The following is a 16502-nucleotide window of genomic DNA, read 5'->3' on the forward strand; positions in this document are numbered from 1 at the left end:
TCGGCGAAATAAGTAGGATATTGTTCTTTAAACCGAACCAATCCAAGTTCAAACATTTTTATTTTCGATAAATTTGCGTTATAATCCATTTTATTGTTCGTTATTAAGAATAATGGGTAATGGTACTTGTTGTCACCACAAGGTAAAGCGGCCCAAAAGGAACTTGGCAGTTTTGGATCGGGACCATGGTGTCGATAAAACGAGAAATTTGGCCATACGTATTACCGTTGAATAGGTGATGTGATAAAGCTGAATGATTAACTAGCGAAAGGAGCTGCGTGGATGCTCACGAATTCATTGCAACCCATGATTGTAATAACATCGATACTCGTATTCCTTATTATGGTCATGCTTGCTATTTTGTTCACATTACGTGCAAGGAGCCTTTCCTTAGATCAGCAAACCGCTGCATGCTTACTCCAGCATCAGGAATATTTCCACTATCTCAGCATCAATATGGACAGCCCTGAGCCATTATTACCTCCACCGGGTAAACTTACCATCAAGGAACTTAAGGCCATCCAACAAAAACTATTGGAATGGATCGAGGTGCTTGAAGGTTCTCATCGCGATAAGCTAAGTGAATTATGCGAGCAAATGGGGCTTGTCGAGCTGAATCGCAAACGCCTGCATAGCCACATCCACTGGGAACGCATAGATGCCGTATATCATCTTGGTGTTATGCGAGCCAAAACATGCACGAGCGAATTGCTTACCCTGCTGGAACGCGAAACCGATGAATCCACTGCTTTTGTGATCGGCCGCGCGGCTGCCAAATGCGCACAACAGCCAGGTGAGCTGCGCAAGCTCATATTGCGACTAGTCAAGCATCACCCGCAAAGCCATCATTTGATCATGGACATCATAGGTTCATCCACCTTGGATCCAACCCCTGTCTTTCTGGAAATGCTGCTGACTCAGGAGGAAGACCTGATTATCATTGCCTTGGTCGGACTTTCCGGGCGCCATGCTCCCGAGGCCATTCCGTTTCTGGATAGCCTTGTCCATTCGGAGCACAAAGAGGTACGCATTAAAGCCTGCAAGCTGCTGCTCCAGTACACGCATTTGCTGCTACCCGATCAGCTTCTTGCTTTTATGCAGCATTCGGATTGGGAAATCCGGGTCGCAGCAGTAAAAGCTGCAGGCCAGCAGCCTGTTGACGATTTCACCGATAGGTTGAAACACGCCATGTTGGATTCCGAGTGGTGGGTACGTCATTACGCTACAGCAAGCTTGTCCAAGCTGGGCATCAAAGGTTTCCAAGCCATGTGTGAAGCTGCCCTGGCTGCCGAGGAAGAGCAGCATCGTGATATGGCCAAAGCTGCCTTACATGAACATATGGAAACGGCGGAGTCTTTAGCTTCCCAAGACATCAGGCAGCTTTTATATTTCAATGAATGCTCCCACCTGTACGAAAAAATGTTCAATGAATCTTATGTTGACCGCAATGTGACACAACTGCGAATCAGTTCGTAGAAAGGAGAACGAGATGAGAGCTTTTTTATTAGAATATGGGTTGTTCGCCACCCTCCTGATCACAGGCTCCAGCTTATTGTACTTTTTGATTATGGCACTTTCCTCACAACGGATGCGGACACAGATCAAAAGCACGATGTATTCACGATTTCGTGAGTTATCCGGCTCGGAGCATGTACCACCTGTTTCTATTCTCGTTCCTTCCTACAATGAGGAACTAACCATTATTGATAATGTCCGTTCCTTGATGGCACTGGAATTCCCCCAGTATGAAGTCGTCGTTATTAACGACGGCTCTCAGGATAGCACCCTGCAGGTACTGGTCGATGAATTTCAGCTCACCAGGATTCGTCCAAGCTCCATCCGCAGTCTTGTGCAATCGAAGTCTATAGAAGAGATTTATCACAATCCGCAGTACCCCAAGCTGGTCGTCATCAATAAAAAGAACGGTGGCAAGGCTGACGCGCTTAATGCCGGTATCAATGCAGCCCAATATCCATTGGTTGCTACCATTGACGCGGATTCGATGCTGGAGAAGGATGCGCTGATTCGTTTGGTCCAGCTCTATATGGAAAATCCGGAGCAGCACATCGCTATTGGAGGAAATGTGAGAATTGCGAACGGCAGTACCATACAGGGCGGGCGTGTGACCAAGCACCGACTGTCCCGTAAATCATTGCCGGCCATGCAATATGTAGAATATATGAGAGCTTTCCTGGGAGGACGCATCGGCTGGAGTGCCTTAAACGGTCTGTTGATCGTATCTGGAGCTTTTGGTTTGTTTCGTAAAGATTATTTAATAGAAGTAGGCGGGTATGAGGCGGATTGTCCGGGTGAAGACATGAACATCGTCATGAAGCTGCATCGTTATATGCTTCAGCAAGGGCTGCCTTACCGGATACTTTTTTGCCCTGATGCGGTGTGCTGGACACAGGCGCCTGATACGTTAAGCATACTTGGATCACAGCGAAAGCGCTGGATTCGAGGTAATTTGTGGAATGTTATTCATTTTAGAGCGATGCTGTTCGTTCCCAAATATAAAATCATCGGATGGCTGGCCTTGCCCTACACGATCCTGTACGAAACGTTAAGTCCTTTCATTAAGCTCTCTGGCTTGGTCGCACTACTTGCTTATGTGGTAATGAATATGACCCAATGGCCCATTTTGTTAGCTTTTATATTAATCAATCTGCTTATCAGTCTGTTGTTCACGACCGGGTCGCTCATTATCGAGGAAATTGCTTTTAAACGCAGCACACAAACTGCTGACATTTGGAAAATCATTGGGTATTCAATGCTGATGACCATCGGTTATGACCAAATGAATGCACTGTGGAAGCTGCACGGTCATGCAGACTTCCTGCGCCGTAACAACAGCTGGGGCACCATGGTACGACGCAGCTGGAAAGAGGATGTCACCGAGCAGCCCCTGTCTCCAACGCAGCTATCAGCAGGACAATCGTCCAAAGCGACGGTTATGTAACCTATATGCCCAATCATAATCAAAAGGAGTGTTTCCATTATGAATATGTCCGCTATCATCCATAACGATTTATCTTACCATCTATATGAGCAAGTCACCGAGCAGCTGCCAGCCTCCGGGCAGGGCAAATGCGGTCTCATCCTGGCACATATCAGTAATCCAGGATTGATCGAGCTGCAGGATTTGGAGACACGCCTCAGTATGGAGGATACGACGCTTAACATCCTTATGAGCTATGAACCCAGAGAGTCGCTTCTGGTTGTTGTATTACCCGGCCAGCCTCTCGCTCATACACACTTCCTTTCCTTGTCCATCAAGGATTTCCTGCAGCAGTCAGGCCTCTTGACCGGACCTATCACCACAGCCAGCTTTCCTGAAAGTGCAGTACTGAATGCGCCTGCGATGTCAGAAATGATCGCTATGACCAATAATCAGGATACAGTAGATCGCGAAATCCGCGTATTTCATCGTCATATTCAAGTCGAGACCGCATCCTCTATTGTTATGATTGATCAAAATACCGATCTGCTTGATTTCCTGTCAGCACGACTTAGTCACCGAGGCTACGCTGTTCGCCCAGCTCAAGACGGTATGGAAGGTCTCCAATTAATTACTGAAACACCACCGGACCTGGTGATCACAGAGCTCCATCTACCCGCACTTGACGGTTATCAGTTAATTCACACAATTCGCCAATCTCGTACATTAAAAAATCAATGCAAAATCATGGTGCTTACCGATCTCGGACTCGAGCAGGAGTTCGGCAAATGCTTTGACCTGGGTGTCTCCGATATCCTTACAAAGCCATTTTCCCCCATCGAGCTGGAGGCCCGAATTCATCGGCTGCTAGCATAATGAGTTAAAGGAGCACACCTGATATGGATGCGAAAACAACCGTATACGCCAAATGGCTGATCCGTATACTCATAGGACTTGTTGCGGGTTACCTCATCTGGCATTATTGGCCCGCCAAAAAAGTGGAGACTGTTCTGGCCGCCGACGGCACTCACTTGAAATTCCGTACACAGCAGGATCATATCGAACTGTATGATCAGCAAGCCTGGACCCCCTTCTTTGTCAAAGGAGTTAATCTGGGTGCCGCCCTCCCAGGATATGACCCCGGGGATCTTCCAATCACGAAGGATCACTATCTGCGATGGTTCGCTCAGATTCAGGACATGGGTGCTAATACAATCCGGGTGTATACGATTCTGAAGCCTGTCTTCTACGATGCACTGGTCGAGTACAATCAACAGCATGCCGAGAAACCACTCTATTTCATACAAGGAATATGGACTCCGGAAGAAGAGCTGATTGAAAAGAAGGATGCCTATATCGAACAAATCTACAATCGTTTTAAAAGTGAGATCACTGATGCTGTTGGGGCGGTATATGGAAGCATTGATATCCCTGAGCAATTTGGACAAGCCAGCGGCATTTATCGGTCCAATGCGGGTCCTTACCTGCTGGGCTGGCATATCGGGACCGAGTGGGACCCGGCGATGGTAAAAAATACGAATGAACAACATAAGGATAAAAAAGATTTTATCGGTACTTACATGTCGGCCAAGCCTCAAGCAACTCCATTCGAGAACTGGCTGGCAGAAATGCTGGATCATCTTGCCCATACGGAAGCTCCATTCGGTTGGAAGCACCCGCTTGCTTTTACGAATTGGGTAACGACCGATCCGCTGACCCACCCCGGTGAGGTTCTGATCGAAGAGGATATGGTCAGTGTGGATGCGACACATCTTCAAGTCAAGGACTGGGCGGCAGGATACTTTGCCACTTTTCACGCCTATCCGTATTATCCCGATTTTTTTCGATTGGATGAAACGCTGCAGGATGTTCATGAAGCAGATGGTACGGCTAATCCCTACAAAAGCTATCTCCGCAAGCTGAAAGCCTATCATGCAGGCATGCCCGTGATCATTAGCGAATTTGGTGTCCCTTCTTCCATGGGCGTTGCCCATCTTGGAACAATGGGGCGTGACCAAGGCGGTCATGACGAACAGGAGCAAGGCCGAATTGACGCCTCTTTGCTGCAGGATATTTATAGTGAAGGCATGGCGGGAGCAGCGGTCTTTTCCTGGCAGGATGAATGGTTTAAACGCACCTGGAACACGATGCATTTTGAAATTCCGGCGGCTCGGCGTAAGCTATGGCACAATGTATTGACTAATGAGCAGCATTTTGGACTGCTCGCCATGCTATCCTCCAAGGACGGTCCGCTTATTATCGATGGCGCCACCCGTGACTGGGATGCTTTGAAAGCATCAGACAAGCAGAAGCTGGATATGTCCTATCCCGGCTTGAAAGAAATCACGATGACACATGACGAAGCGTATGTCTATATCAATGCCAAATTGGAGCAGCCGTTTGATCCGCAGCGCGAGCTATTATACCTCGGCGTAGATACGCTGCCTGGTGGAAACAAACATGCCAAGGAGCTAGGCGATAAAACGCTCGATGAAGGCTTGGAGGCATTGATTGTGTTAGGTAAAGACGGCGAGTCCGAGGTGCGGATCGCCTCCAATTATGATATGCATACTCGGGTATATGGAAAGCAATATGGGATGAAGGCTTGGACACCAGAGGAATTCGTTGACGATTCGGGGGTATTTAATACTTGGAAGCTGGCTGTTGGACTGGAGTTCAGTCCACCCGATTCCAAGAAATACGGTCCTTTTGAAGAGGTTGCTGTTGGAGCATTGCGACGCGGCACAACGAATCCAGATTCGCCGCAATATAATTCACTGTCCATGTGGCAAGCACAAGGAGATACGATTGAGGTCAGAATTCCCTGGATGCTGCTTGGCTTCACGGATCCTAGCTCACTGCAGGTCATCAGCTACGGGGATAAGGAGAAAAGGTTGTTCGCACAGCCTACAGAAGGTATTCGTCTTGTTCCCTGGCTGGTCAATCGCGCTACAGGCAAGATTATCGGTTTGGAAGGCGCTGGCCGCTATCCGGTTTCCCAACTGCCGATTTACAGCTGGAAACCATGGGATCAAGTGAATTATGTTGAACGTGTCAAGCAAAGCTATAAGCTGATGCAGCAAGCCTATCAATCGTTAGGTCAAAAGTAACTGCTGCACCCTATCCTTATTGCTGCTGATCCTTGCGCCATTTATTGTATTGTAAAAACTCCAGAAACTGCTCTTTACTAATACCCGATTCCATAGCTTCTCGCACGAGCTTCAGCCACTCCTCATCAAGTTCTTCCTGGGGAGTGGTTTTATTATGCAAGAATGTTTCCATGGGAACCTCAAGTACAGCGCAAATTTTCTCAAGAAATTGAATGGAGGGGTTAGATTGGATATCCCTTTCAATTGAACTCAGGTAGGACTTGGCAACACCTGCCCTATCAGCTAACTCGGTTAACGAGTAGCCTTTTTCCAGACGCAATTGCTTGACTCTTTTGCCTAACATCGCAGCTACTCCCCTATCTACTGACTGATACACTTTTAATTATTTTACCATATTTCCCCGACTCTGTAGCTGTGTGGACAAAAAAAATAACACAGCAAGCGATAAACGCTTCGTGTTAACTAGGTAGGTATGACTTGGCTTTTCTAGTGTTCATCTGGCTTTACGTTTATTTTGTTTCTGTAATTGTCGGATGCAAAGTAACACTTCTTGCTTGGAAATCCCCATGCTGCGAGCCGCGATCATGAGTTGGACCCAGTTTTCGTCGAGGCTTTTCTTGAGTGCAGGTGTTGGTGAAAAAGACATTTGCCTGATCCCTCCAGATTCCTTAAACTTAACTTGGCATAAAATAGTATTCGCCGCCAGCCTTCGATTAGAGGGGGTATAAAAGGGATCAGGCCTCTCGTGCTCAGTTACTTAATCAAACGAATCGTAAAAGGGTAACGGTACATTTCCCCTTTATAAGCTTTAACCGTTGCCACAATAATAAGAACCAGAGCGGCAATACCGATCAAGGGCAGCAGCACCAGACCGATAAGAATAAAGCATAAGACTCCGGCTACAGCAGAATAAATCAAGACCGATATTTGAAAATTAAGCGACTCCTGTGCATGCTCGGCTATGTAGGCCGATTGATCCTTTTTCAGCAGCCAAATGATCAGCGGTGCAAGAAAACCTACAACCAGACTTAACACGTGCGATAGCAGCGCAAATGTTTTCTCATCATCCGTTAACACAAATCCACCTCCTGCATGTTTTATTGAATCCACCTTAGCACATTTATTTTATTCCGGACTAGAGTCATTGGAACTAAACCGGCCCTGGTCCTTTAACTAGTCTATTACGCTGACATGAAAAAAAGAAACGTTCATCGTTACCGATAAACGTTCCTGTTCGATCAAACATGGTCATTACGGCAAATTCGATGATCCCATCAGGAACCGATCGCATTCGCGGGCAGCCTCGCGTCCTTCATTAATCGCCCACACGACCAGACTTTGGCCGCGCCGCATGTCTCCCGCCGCAAATACACCTTCTACATTGGTCGCATACTTGCCGTAATCGGTTTTGGCATTGGAGCGTGCGTCTTTCTCAACTCCCAGCTGATCAAGCACCGTGGACTCCGGACCCATAAAGCCCATCGCAAGCATAACCAGTTGCGCCGGATATACCTTTTCACTGCCTGGCACTTCTACCGGTACAAACCGACCTTGCGTATCCAACTGCCACTCGATCAGAACGGTATGCAGCTCCTTCACATGGCCGTTCTCATCACCAACAAATTTCTTCGTATTGATTAAATAATGACGCGGGTCCTGTCCCTGAAGCTGTGTGGCTTCTTCCTGCCCATAATCGACCTTGAGCACCTTCGGCCATTCTGGCCACGGATTGTTAGCGGGACGTTTGTCCGGTGATCGCGGCATGATCTCGAATTGCGTAACGCTGCGGCATTTATGGCGGGTTGAGGTGCCTACACAGTCTGTACCTGTATCGCCACCACCGATCACAATCACATCCTTGCCTGCTGCAGATATAAATTGTCCATCCTGATGCTTGGAGTCGAGCAGGCTTTTCGTGTTTTTGGAGAGAAATTCCATCGCAAGATGAACACCCTTCAGCTCACGGCCTTCAATGTTCAGATCACGGCCTTTGGTCGCACCGCCGCACAATACTATTGCGTCAAATTCCTCCTTGAGCTGCGCTGCCGGAATATCCTTGCCGATCTCGGTATTGGTTATAAAGGTAACGCCTTCTGCCGTAAGCAGGTCAACCCTGCGCTGCACATACTTTTTATCCAGCTTCATATTCGGAATACCGTACATCAGGAGGCCACCAACCCGATCCGCTCTTTCGTAGACGGTTACGGTATGACCCGCTTTATTAAGTTGTGCTGCACATGCCAGTCCGGAAGGGCCTGAGCCTATTACTGCCACCTTCTTGCCTGTTCGAATAGTCGGAGGCTCGGGAACAACCCAGCCCTCTGCGTAGCCTTTATCGATAATCGACTTTTCAATGTTTTTAATGGTGACGGGTGATCCGCTCAAGCCCACGGTACAGGAGCCTTCACAGGGAGCCGGGCAAACACGACCGGTAAACTCAGGAAAATTGTTCGTTTTATGCAAACGCTCCAACGCTTCACGCCATTCACCTTGATAGACGAGATCATTCCATTCGGGGATCAGGTTGTTGACCGGGCAGCCTGCTGCCATACCACTAATCAAGGTGCCTGTGTGACAAAATGGGATTCCGCAATCCATACAGCGTGCACCTTGTTGTTGCAGCTTGTCTTCTGACAACGGAACACTAAATTCGTTCCAATGACTAATGCGCAGCAATGGTGATATCTCGCTTGGTGTTTGGCGCTCATATTCAATAAATCCGGTTGGTTTACCCATTCCCATACCTCCATACTGGATTGTGAAAGCGCTTTAAATATTAATATGATTAAGAGTTCATGTCATTTCAATAGAGAGGCCAAGAGCTGCCCACCATCTATACCCTTATCCGCACAGGTGCGTTAAAGGTACAGATCGTGGAACTGACTCCAAGCAAACTTTATTTGCAAATTACGACATGAACCCTATTAAGCTTACTATTGTAAAGGATTAATTACCGCCTACACGGGATACGTCCTTCATATTTTCTTCAAACGCCACTAGCATAGCTTCCTGTTGGCTTAAGCCGGACCGTTTGACGCGTTCAATCGCTTCAAACATCCGTTTGTAGTCCTTCGGAATGACCTTGACGAATTTCCATACGTATTCTTCCCAGTTTTTCAGGACACGTTCTGCCATCGAGCTTCCAGTAAAGGTTGCATGACGCTGAATCATATTGCGCAGCTCCTCGGCTTCGAACGTCTCTTCAACCTGCTCCAGGTAAACCATCTCCTGGTTACATTGGTCCTTGAAGGTGCCATGCTCATCAAGCACATAAGCCGTACCACCCGACATTCCTGCTGCGAAGTTACGTCCTGTTGGTCCCAATACGACTACACGTCCACCCGTCATGTACTCGCAGCCATGGTCTCCTACACCTTCAACGACTGCACGAACGCCAGAGTTCCGTACACAGAAGCGCTCCCCTGCCATACCGCGAATATAAGCATCACCATCGGTTGCTCCGTAAAAGGCAACATTCCCGATAATAATGTTCTCTTCCGCTGTAAAGCTCGATTGCTCGGATGGGAATACGATAACTTTACCGCCGGATAAGCCTTTGCCCACGTAGTCGTTAGCATCGCCTTCCAGCGAGAGCGTAATGCCCTTAGGTACAAAGGCACCAAAGCTTTGACCTGCAGAGCCGTTAAAATGAATGCGGATCGTATCGTTCGGTAATCCCTCACGTCCATAGCGGCGCGTTACCTCACTACCAAGAATGGTTCCGACAACACGGTTTACGTTATGAATCGGAAGGATCGCATGCACGTTCTTTTTCTCTTCCAGAGCAGGCTCACAAATGCTCAGCAGCTCTTTCATATCCAAAGAATTCTCAAGTCCATGATCCTGAGCCATAGAGCAGAAGCTGCCCACATCTTCGCCAACCTCCGGCTTGTGAAGAAGTGGTGCCAAGTCAACACCTTTGGCTTTCCAATGGTCGATGGCTTGCTTCGTTTCCAGATATTCCGTGTGACCCACCATTTCTTCAATGGTACGGAATCCAAGCTCAGCCATCAGCTCACGAGCATCCTGGGCAACAAAGTTCATGAAATTCACCACATGCTCAGGGTCCCCCGTGTACTTGGCACGAAGCCGCGGGTTCTGGGTTGCGACACCGACCGGACACGTATCCAGATGGCACACTCTCATCATGATACAACCAAGCGCAATCAAAGGTGTCGTTGCAAATCCAAACTCCTCGGCACCGAGCAGAGCAGCAACCACAACATCGCGGCCTGTCATCAGCTTACCGTCAGTTTCAACCACAATCCGACTTCTCAGGTTGTTCAGCATCAGCGTTTGATGCGTTTCGGCCAGACCAAGCTCCCATGGAAGTCCTGCGTGACGAATACTTGTTTGCGGTGAAGCACCCGTTCCTCCGTCATAACCGCTGATCAATACAACATCAGCTTTACCTTTGGCTACACCGGCAGCAATCGTGCCAACGCCTACCTCGGATACGAGCTTGACGCTGATTCTTGCACGCGGATTGGCATTTTTCAGGTCATGAATAAGCTCAGCCAAATCCTCAATCGAATAAATATCATGATGCGGCGGCGGCGAAATCAGACCTACGCCTGGTGTCACACCGCGAACCTCGGCCACCCATGGATAAACCTTCGTGCCCGGAAGCTGGCCACCTTCACCCGGCTTGGCGCCTTGTGCCATTTTGATCTGAATTTCATCCGCATTCACCAGGTAGTTGCTCGTTACGCCAAAACGGCCCGATGCAACCTGCTTGATCGAACTGCGGCGTGAATCGCCATTCTCGTCCGGTGTGAAGCGATCATAATGCTCTCCGCCTTCACCCGTGTTCGATCTGCCGCCGATGCGGTTCATCGCAATCGCCATATCCTCATGCGTCTCTTTGGAAATCGAACCATAGGACATCGCACCGGTTTTAAAACGCTTGAACAAGGATTCTACCGATTCAACTTCATCAATAGAAATCGGTTCACGGTGCGATTTGAACGAGAACAAAGCACGAAGCGACATAAACTTCTCATCTTGGCCTTGTACCAAACCTGCGAATTTTTTGTACATTTCATAATTGTTCGTTCTTACTGCCGCTTGCAGCGCATGAATCGTTTCCGGATTGTACAGATGCTCCTCGGCATTCTTACGCCATTGCAGCTCTCCGCCTGTATCCAGTCCACGGTCACGACCCTCCTGCTCGGAGTAAGCCCGTTCATGGCGTAGAATCGCTTCCTGGGCAATCGTATCAATCTGAATACCGCTTACTGGTGTATACGTCCATGTAAAATATTTATCAACCACGGATTGATCCAAGCCGACAGCTTCAAAAATTTGTGCACCGCGGTAGCTTTGAATGGTGGAAATCCCCATTTTGGCTAATACCTTAACGACACCTTTTGTTGAAGCCTTCACATAGTTGTACAATGCTTTTTCGATAGTGAGATCTTTCAATTTGTTCTGGCTGGACAAATCAATCAGAGTTTCCATCGCCAGATAAGGATTAATTGCGCTCACACCATAACCAAGCAGCAGAGCAAAATGATGCACCTCACGCGGTTCGCCGGATTCCAGCAGCAAGCCCACCTTGGTGCGCGTGCCTACGCGGATCAGGTGATGATGCAGACCCGATACAGCCAGCAAAGCAGGAATTGCCGCATTATTCGCATCCACGCCACGGTCGGATAAAATGATCAGGTTAGCTCCATCAGCAATAGCCTCGTCGGCAGCTGTATACAAAGCTTCCATGGCTTCTTCCAGCGCTTGTGTTCCGGAAGCTGGATTGAATAAGATCGGCAGCGTTACGGTTTTAAAACCATCACGCTTGATCTCGCGCAATTGAGCAAGCTCCGCATTGGTCAAAATCGGTGTAGCCAAACGGATCTGGCGACAGCTCTCCGGTTCTGGCTGAATCAGATTGCGTTCAGGACCTACCGTTGTACCTTGTGCCGTAATGATCTCCTCAAAGTTGGAATCGATCGGCGGGTTGGTTACCTGGGCAAACAGCTGTTTGAAGTAGCTGTACAGCAGCTGCGGTCTGTCGGAAAGAACGGCAAGCGGAGCATCATAGCCCATCGATCCAAGTGGATCAACACCTGTCTTGGCCATGGGCTCAATCACTTTACGAATGTTCTCAAAGGTATAACCAAACGCTTGCTGACGCTGCAGCACGGTAGCATGGTCCGTCTGAGGGACATCTTCGGCTTGTGGCAGCTCCTCCAATGAAATGAGGTGCTCATCCAGCCAAGCACGGTAAGGCTGCTCGGCAACAATACCGGCTTTAACCTCTTCATCCGGTATAATACGTCCGGCGACCGTATCGATCAACAGCATCTTGCCCGGCTGCAGACGTTCTTTGCTGGCAATCCGTTCGGGTGCAATGTTCAGTACCCCTACCTCGGAAGCAAGTACGATCAAATCATCTTTGGTTATATAATAGCGGCCTGGTCGCAAGCCGTTACGGTCCAGAACAGCACCGATCATGCGGCCATCCGTAAAGGAAATGGCTGCTGGCCCATCCCATGGCTCCATAAGGCAGCTATGGTATTCGTAAAAAGCTTTCTTCTCATCGCTCATCGTCGCATGCTTGGACCATGGCTCAGGAATCATCATCATTGCTGCATGTGGCAAGGAACGCCCGGAGAGCATCAAAAACTCCAGCGTGTTATCAAACATTTGGGAGTCGGAGCCATCTGTATCGATAATCGGCAGAATTTTTTTAAAATCATCACCGAACAGATCCGTATCGCACATCGCCTGGCGCGCATGCATCCAGTTCACGTTACCGCGAAGTGTGTTGATTTCGCCGTTATGGATCACATAGCGATAGGGATGGGCGCGTTCCCAACTCGGGAAGGTGTTCGTGCTGAAACGGGAATGGACAAGCGCAAGCGCCGTCTCAAACTTCGGATTTTTCAATTCAAGGTAATAATTGTCGACCTGTTCAGGTGTAAGCATACCTTTGTATACGATGGTACGATTGGACAAGCTTGCAAAATAAAAGACTTGCTCCTGATCAAGCTCACGAACCGCATTTTCCGTCAGCTTGCGAATGACAAAAAGCTTGCGCTCAAATGCCAGTTCCTGTGACGCCTCAACTGTCGATCCAATGAAAACCTGACGAACGAACGGCTCTGCTGATACGGCGGAAACGCCCAAGGACGAGTTGTCAGTAGGAACCGTTCTCCATCCGATCAGACGCTGGCCGGTTTCCTTGATTTGCGCCTCAAGCACCTGCTCACAGGCTGCACGCTGAGCTGCATCCTGAGGTAGAAATACCATGCCGACACCATATTGGCCCGGCTCCGGTAATTCAATATGTTCAAGAGCAAGCTCCGCTTTAAAAAAGCTATGTGGAATTTGCAGCAAAATACCTGCTCCATCCCCCGTATTGCTTTCACTTCCCTGGCCACCGCGGTGATCCAGATTACAAAGCACGTTCAACGCCTGACCCACAATTTCATGGGATGGCTTCCCTTTAATATTAGCTACAAAACCGATGCCGCACGCATCATGCTCAAACTGTGGATCATAAAGGCCTTGTTTAACTGGTAATCCTTTTCTGCTCATGTTGTACAACCTTTCTTCCTGTAAGATTAACTTCCATGCTTGCAAAATCATGCCGATTCTACGAACGTTATAAATGATAATATGTTTTATATTAACACCTGAGACCTAACATATCAATTTAAAAAATATCATTTTTTCGATAAAAAGCTATCTTTTTTCGCAACGATTTCACTTAATATTCGGTTTTTGCTGCGCTTAAACCGCTAAAAGCTAACATGGGACCCTCTAAAAGCTAGATAAAATGCTTAAAACCGCGATCAAGCGAGTAAAAAATTCCCTTTCATAAATTATGCATCAAACCGCTTCTTTTTTTCTCTGCAAACACCTATTAAATTCCAAATGATTGACGAAAGCTCCCATGAAGGCATGGACCTATACATTTATAGGGCATCCTGTGCTATGATTATGGACATATTTCAGCGGAGAGGACTGTCTATCTCAAGTGGCCAAACTTTATTTTCGATACGGCACCATGAACAGCGGCAAATCTATAGAAGTACTAAGAACCGTCCATAACTATGAAGAACAGGGCAAGAAGGTGCTGCTCTTCACACCTTCGGTCGATGATCGCCATGGGGTCGGCACGGTAACGTCAAGAATCGGAATGCAAAAAAAGGCGATTATCATTGATGATCGCATTAATATGGTGGAGCTGGCCTCCCAGGAAAAGCCAAACTGTATTTTGTTGGATGAGGCACAGTTTTTAACAAAGGCTCAGGTCCAGCAATTGGCGGACATTGTGGATACGCTGGACATCCCTGTTATTGCCTACGGCCTGCGTGCCGACTTTATGGGTGTGTTGTTCGAAGGCAGCTATCATCTGCTGGCCATCGCCGATAAAATTGAGGAAATCAAAACCGTCTGCTGGTTTTGCGATAAAAAAGCGATTATGAATATGCGCTGCAAGGATGGGGTTGCCCTGTTCGAAGGAGAACAGATTCAAATTGGCGGTAATGAAAGCTACTTGCCAGTGTGCCGTAAATGCTATGCATCAAAACGTAAGGCAGCTCATAAGCTGTAGCAGGGATGTCCACACAAGGGGATGAGGCAGTCGGAGCGTTCGACCTGCCTGGTCCTCTTTTTTGAACAAAAAAACCGGTCTACAGGCGCCTGCATGAGCAGAGCTTATCTGTTGACCAGTTCCTTGACCTTTTTTAAGGAAAAACCTGTTTGATGAACCACGTCCATCATATTGGCATACGGATTTTGACTCAGAAAGTTTTTTACTGTGTGTGTATCCTCGATAAATTGCTTGAAGCATTCCAGACATAACGCATCTGCCTGTTGGAGCTGCAGCTTCCCACAGCTGCTGCAATTGGATAGAATCATCACATCTCACATCCTATGTCAGCTTAATCAACCCTAAACAGCTTCCTTGTAATCGAATAATCATCAATCATTACCCTGTTATTCGACATAAGAAACAAAAACTGTTGTAGTCTCTTTGAACATAAACTTATAATAGACCATTTCGGTGATCAAGCTGATTTTATAGGGGTAATAATGAAATAAATTGTTAAATATTGCTTTTATTTGCCTCGTATTCGACAGATTCAGCCAAGAAGTCGATCACATGCACGGCTTTTCTATGCTGGCCTTGCTCGGAACGCAGAATTCCCCACTGCATTTGCAGTAAGCAGCCCGGATTGGCGGTAACAATCGTTTGAGCCTGGGTTTGATCGACCAGCTCCATTTTATGATCAAGCACCTGTGTCGACATTTGCGGCTGTGTGAGATTATAAATGCCCGCTGATCCACAGCACGTATCTGCACCCTGAAGCTCGTTAAGCTGTACACCAGGAATCGACTTCAATAAGTCACGCGGCTGCCGATTGACCCGCATCACATTCCGCAGGTGACAGGAGTCCTGATACGTAACCAGCTTCACGGGAGCATCAGGTGCAGTCGGCTTCAATACCAGTGGTCGGCCATAGTCGATCAACAGCTCTGATACATCCTTCAATCGGTCCACAAAATCCTTGGCTGCAGGAACAAGTGACGCCTCCCCATGCAGCAGATGGTCATATTCCTTCAAGCTGGCACCACAGCCTCCCGCATTGCTGGCGATATAGTCTACCTGGGCATGAGCAAATACATCAATATTGGTGCGGGCAAGACGACGGGCGCTCTCCGCTTCTCCGGCATGGGCATGCAATGCACCGCAGCAGGTTTGGGCCTCAGGAATCGCAACCTCGAAGCCCGCTTCGCAAAGCAGCTTGACGGTATTAATATTCGTAGAAGTGAACAATACGTCCATGATACAGCCGCGGAACATGCCGACGCGAGCTCGCTTGTCACCAACCTGCGGAATGACCAGAATCCGCTGGCCATTGGCTGCAGTTTCCCAGGCTGCCGGAAGTCCCAGCTTCTCCCACGCTGCAATAACACCATCGGAGGAAGCCGGCGGCAGGATCTGCTCCATCTCCCGCATATGCCGGGGGAACAGCTTCATCACACCGCTTTTTTGCGTTAGGGTCTGCATACCGGAACGCTGGTACAGCTTAAGCAATCCGCCCACCATCCGCATGCGGCCATGATTCGGAAACAATCGCTCCATGAATAAGGTACGAACCGCTTTGACATGCCAAGGGAACTCGGTTTCCGCAGCTATCGATTCTCTGGCCTGCTCAATCAATTGGCCATATTTCACATCGGATGGACAGGCCGGCTCGCAAGCACGACAGCCGAGGCATAGATCCATCTGCTCCTTGAACTGCTGACCAGGCTCCATGAACCCATCGGCGACCGCCTTCATCAATGCGATTCTCCCCCGGGGCGAGGCCGCTTCAAGTCCGGTTTCATTAAAGGTCGGACAGGCAGTCTGACAGAAGCCGCAGCGCATACAATTCGTCAGCTGATCATAATCCAGGGTGGCAATCAATTTATCCTTGAGCGCTTGTTGTGTAGTTTCCACC

At 48.3% G+C, this 16502-nt stretch carries 12 protein-coding genes; 5 read left to right on the forward strand and 7 right to left on the reverse strand.

Features of this window, described 5'->3' with window-relative positions; genetic code table 11:
* Positions 1–306 precede the first annotated feature (306 nt).
* The 4 genes from LRL21_RS38260 to LRL21_RS38275 are packed head-to-tail and all read left to right on the forward strand — an operon-like array spanning position 307 to position 6048.
* Complete coding sequence (locus tag LRL21_RS38260; protein ID WP_240421066.1) at positions 307–1476, forward strand: HEAT repeat domain-containing protein; 1170 nt, start codon at positions 307–309, stop codon at positions 1474–1476.
* Between the two features lie 13 nt (positions 1477–1489).
* Complete coding sequence (locus LRL21_RS38265) at positions 1490–2959, forward strand: glycosyltransferase family 2 protein (RefSeq protein ID WP_240421067.1); 1470 nt, start codon at positions 1490–1492, stop codon at positions 2957–2959.
* Between the two features lie 39 nt (positions 2960–2998).
* On the forward strand, positions 2999–3814 hold the full coding sequence (locus tag LRL21_RS38270; RefSeq protein WP_240421068.1) for a response regulator transcription factor: 816 nt from the start codon (positions 2999–3001) through the stop codon (positions 3812–3814).
* Positions 3815–3837: 23 nt separating this feature from the next.
* Positions 3838–6048 (forward strand): glycoside hydrolase 5 family protein, encoded by a 2211-nt coding sequence (locus LRL21_RS38275; RefSeq protein WP_240421069.1) that lies wholly within the window; start codon positions 3838–3840, stop codon positions 6046–6048.
* 16 nt (positions 6049–6064) lie between these two features.
* Here LRL21_RS38275 and LRL21_RS38280 read toward each other — a convergent pair whose 3' ends face one another.
* The 5 genes from LRL21_RS38280 to gltB all read right to left on the reverse strand — a co-directional run bounded on the left by LRL21_RS38280 (position 6065) and on the right by gltB (position 13587).
* Positions 6065–6391 (reverse strand): helix-turn-helix domain-containing protein, encoded by a 327-nt coding sequence (locus tag LRL21_RS38280; RefSeq protein ID WP_240421070.1) that lies wholly within the window; start codon positions 6389–6391, stop codon positions 6065–6067.
* A gap of 150 nt (positions 6392–6541) precedes the next feature.
* Positions 6542–6694 carry an anti-repressor SinI family protein gene (locus LRL21_RS38285; protein WP_240421071.1) on the reverse strand — a complete coding sequence of 51 codons (153 nt, stop codon included), beginning with the start codon at positions 6692–6694 and terminating at the stop codon, positions 6542–6544.
* Between the two features lie 107 nt (positions 6695–6801).
* Complete coding sequence (locus LRL21_RS38290; protein WP_240421072.1) at positions 6802–7125, reverse strand: DUF4870 domain-containing protein; 324 nt, start codon at positions 7123–7125, stop codon at positions 6802–6804.
* Between the two features lie 174 nt (positions 7126–7299).
* Positions 7300–8784, reverse strand: coding sequence for a glutamate synthase subunit beta (locus tag LRL21_RS38295; protein ID WP_240421073.1), 1485 nt, complete (start codon positions 8782–8784; stop codon positions 7300–7302).
* Positions 8785–8994: 210 nt separating this feature from the next.
* Positions 8995–13587 (reverse strand): glutamate synthase large subunit, encoded by a 4593-nt coding sequence (gene gltB / locus LRL21_RS38300; protein WP_240421074.1) that lies wholly within the window; start codon positions 13585–13587, stop codon positions 8995–8997.
* A gap of 442 nt (positions 13588–14029) precedes the next feature.
* Between gltB and LRL21_RS38305 the strand changes: the two genes are divergently transcribed.
* Positions 14030–14608 (forward strand): thymidine kinase, encoded by a 579-nt coding sequence (locus LRL21_RS38305; RefSeq protein WP_240421075.1) that lies wholly within the window; start codon positions 14030–14032, stop codon positions 14606–14608.
* Positions 14609–14712: 104 nt separating this feature from the next.
* Here LRL21_RS38305 and LRL21_RS38310 read toward each other — a convergent pair whose 3' ends face one another.
* A complete protein-coding gene (locus tag LRL21_RS38310; protein WP_240421076.1) occupies positions 14713–14916 on the reverse strand; it encodes a hypothetical protein in 204 nt (67 codons plus the stop codon).
* Positions 14917–15103: 187 nt separating this feature from the next.
* Positions 15104–16501, reverse strand: a complete 1398-nt coding sequence (locus tag LRL21_RS38315; protein WP_240421077.1) for a (Fe-S)-binding protein — start codon at positions 16499–16501, stop codon at positions 15104–15106.
* Position 16502: the final 1 nt, after the last annotated feature.

Origin of the sequence: Paenibacillus periandrae (assembly GCF_022458865.1) — a bacterium.
Lineage (GTDB): Bacteria > Bacillota > Bacilli > Paenibacillales > NBRC-103111 > Paenibacillus_S > Paenibacillus_S periandrae.

Excerpts from the sequence above, each read along its gene's own strand:
- LRL21_RS38285 (WP_240421071.1), bottom strand. The coding sequence starts at position 6,694 with ATGTCTTTTTCACCAACACCTGCACTCAAGAAAAGCCTCGACGAAAAC.
- gltB (WP_240421074.1), bottom strand. The coding sequence starts at position 13,587 with ATGAGCAGAAAAGGATTACCAGTTAAACAAGGCCTTTATGATCCACAG.
- LRL21_RS38265 (WP_240421067.1), top strand. The coding sequence starts at position 1,490 with ATGAGAGCTTTTTTATTAGAATATGGGTTGTTCGCCACCCTCCTGATC.
- LRL21_RS38260 (WP_240421066.1), top strand. The coding sequence starts at position 307 with ATGATTGTAATAACATCGATACTCGTATTCCTTATTATGGTCATGCTT.
- LRL21_RS38295 (WP_240421073.1), bottom strand. The coding sequence starts at position 8,784 with ATGGGTAAACCAACCGGATTTATTGAATATGAGCGCCAAACACCAAGC.
- LRL21_RS38310 (WP_240421076.1), bottom strand. The coding sequence starts at position 14,916 with ATGATTCTATCCAATTGCAGCAGCTGTGGGAAGCTGCAGCTCCAACAG.
- LRL21_RS38275 (WP_240421069.1), top strand. The coding sequence starts at position 3,838 with ATGGATGCGAAAACAACCGTATACGCCAAATGGCTGATCCGTATACTC.
- LRL21_RS38270 (WP_240421068.1), top strand. The coding sequence starts at position 2,999 with ATGAATATGTCCGCTATCATCCATAACGATTTATCTTACCATCTATAT.
- LRL21_RS38280 (WP_240421070.1), bottom strand. The coding sequence starts at position 6,391 with ATGTTAGGCAAAAGAGTCAAGCAATTGCGTCTGGAAAAAGGCTACTCG.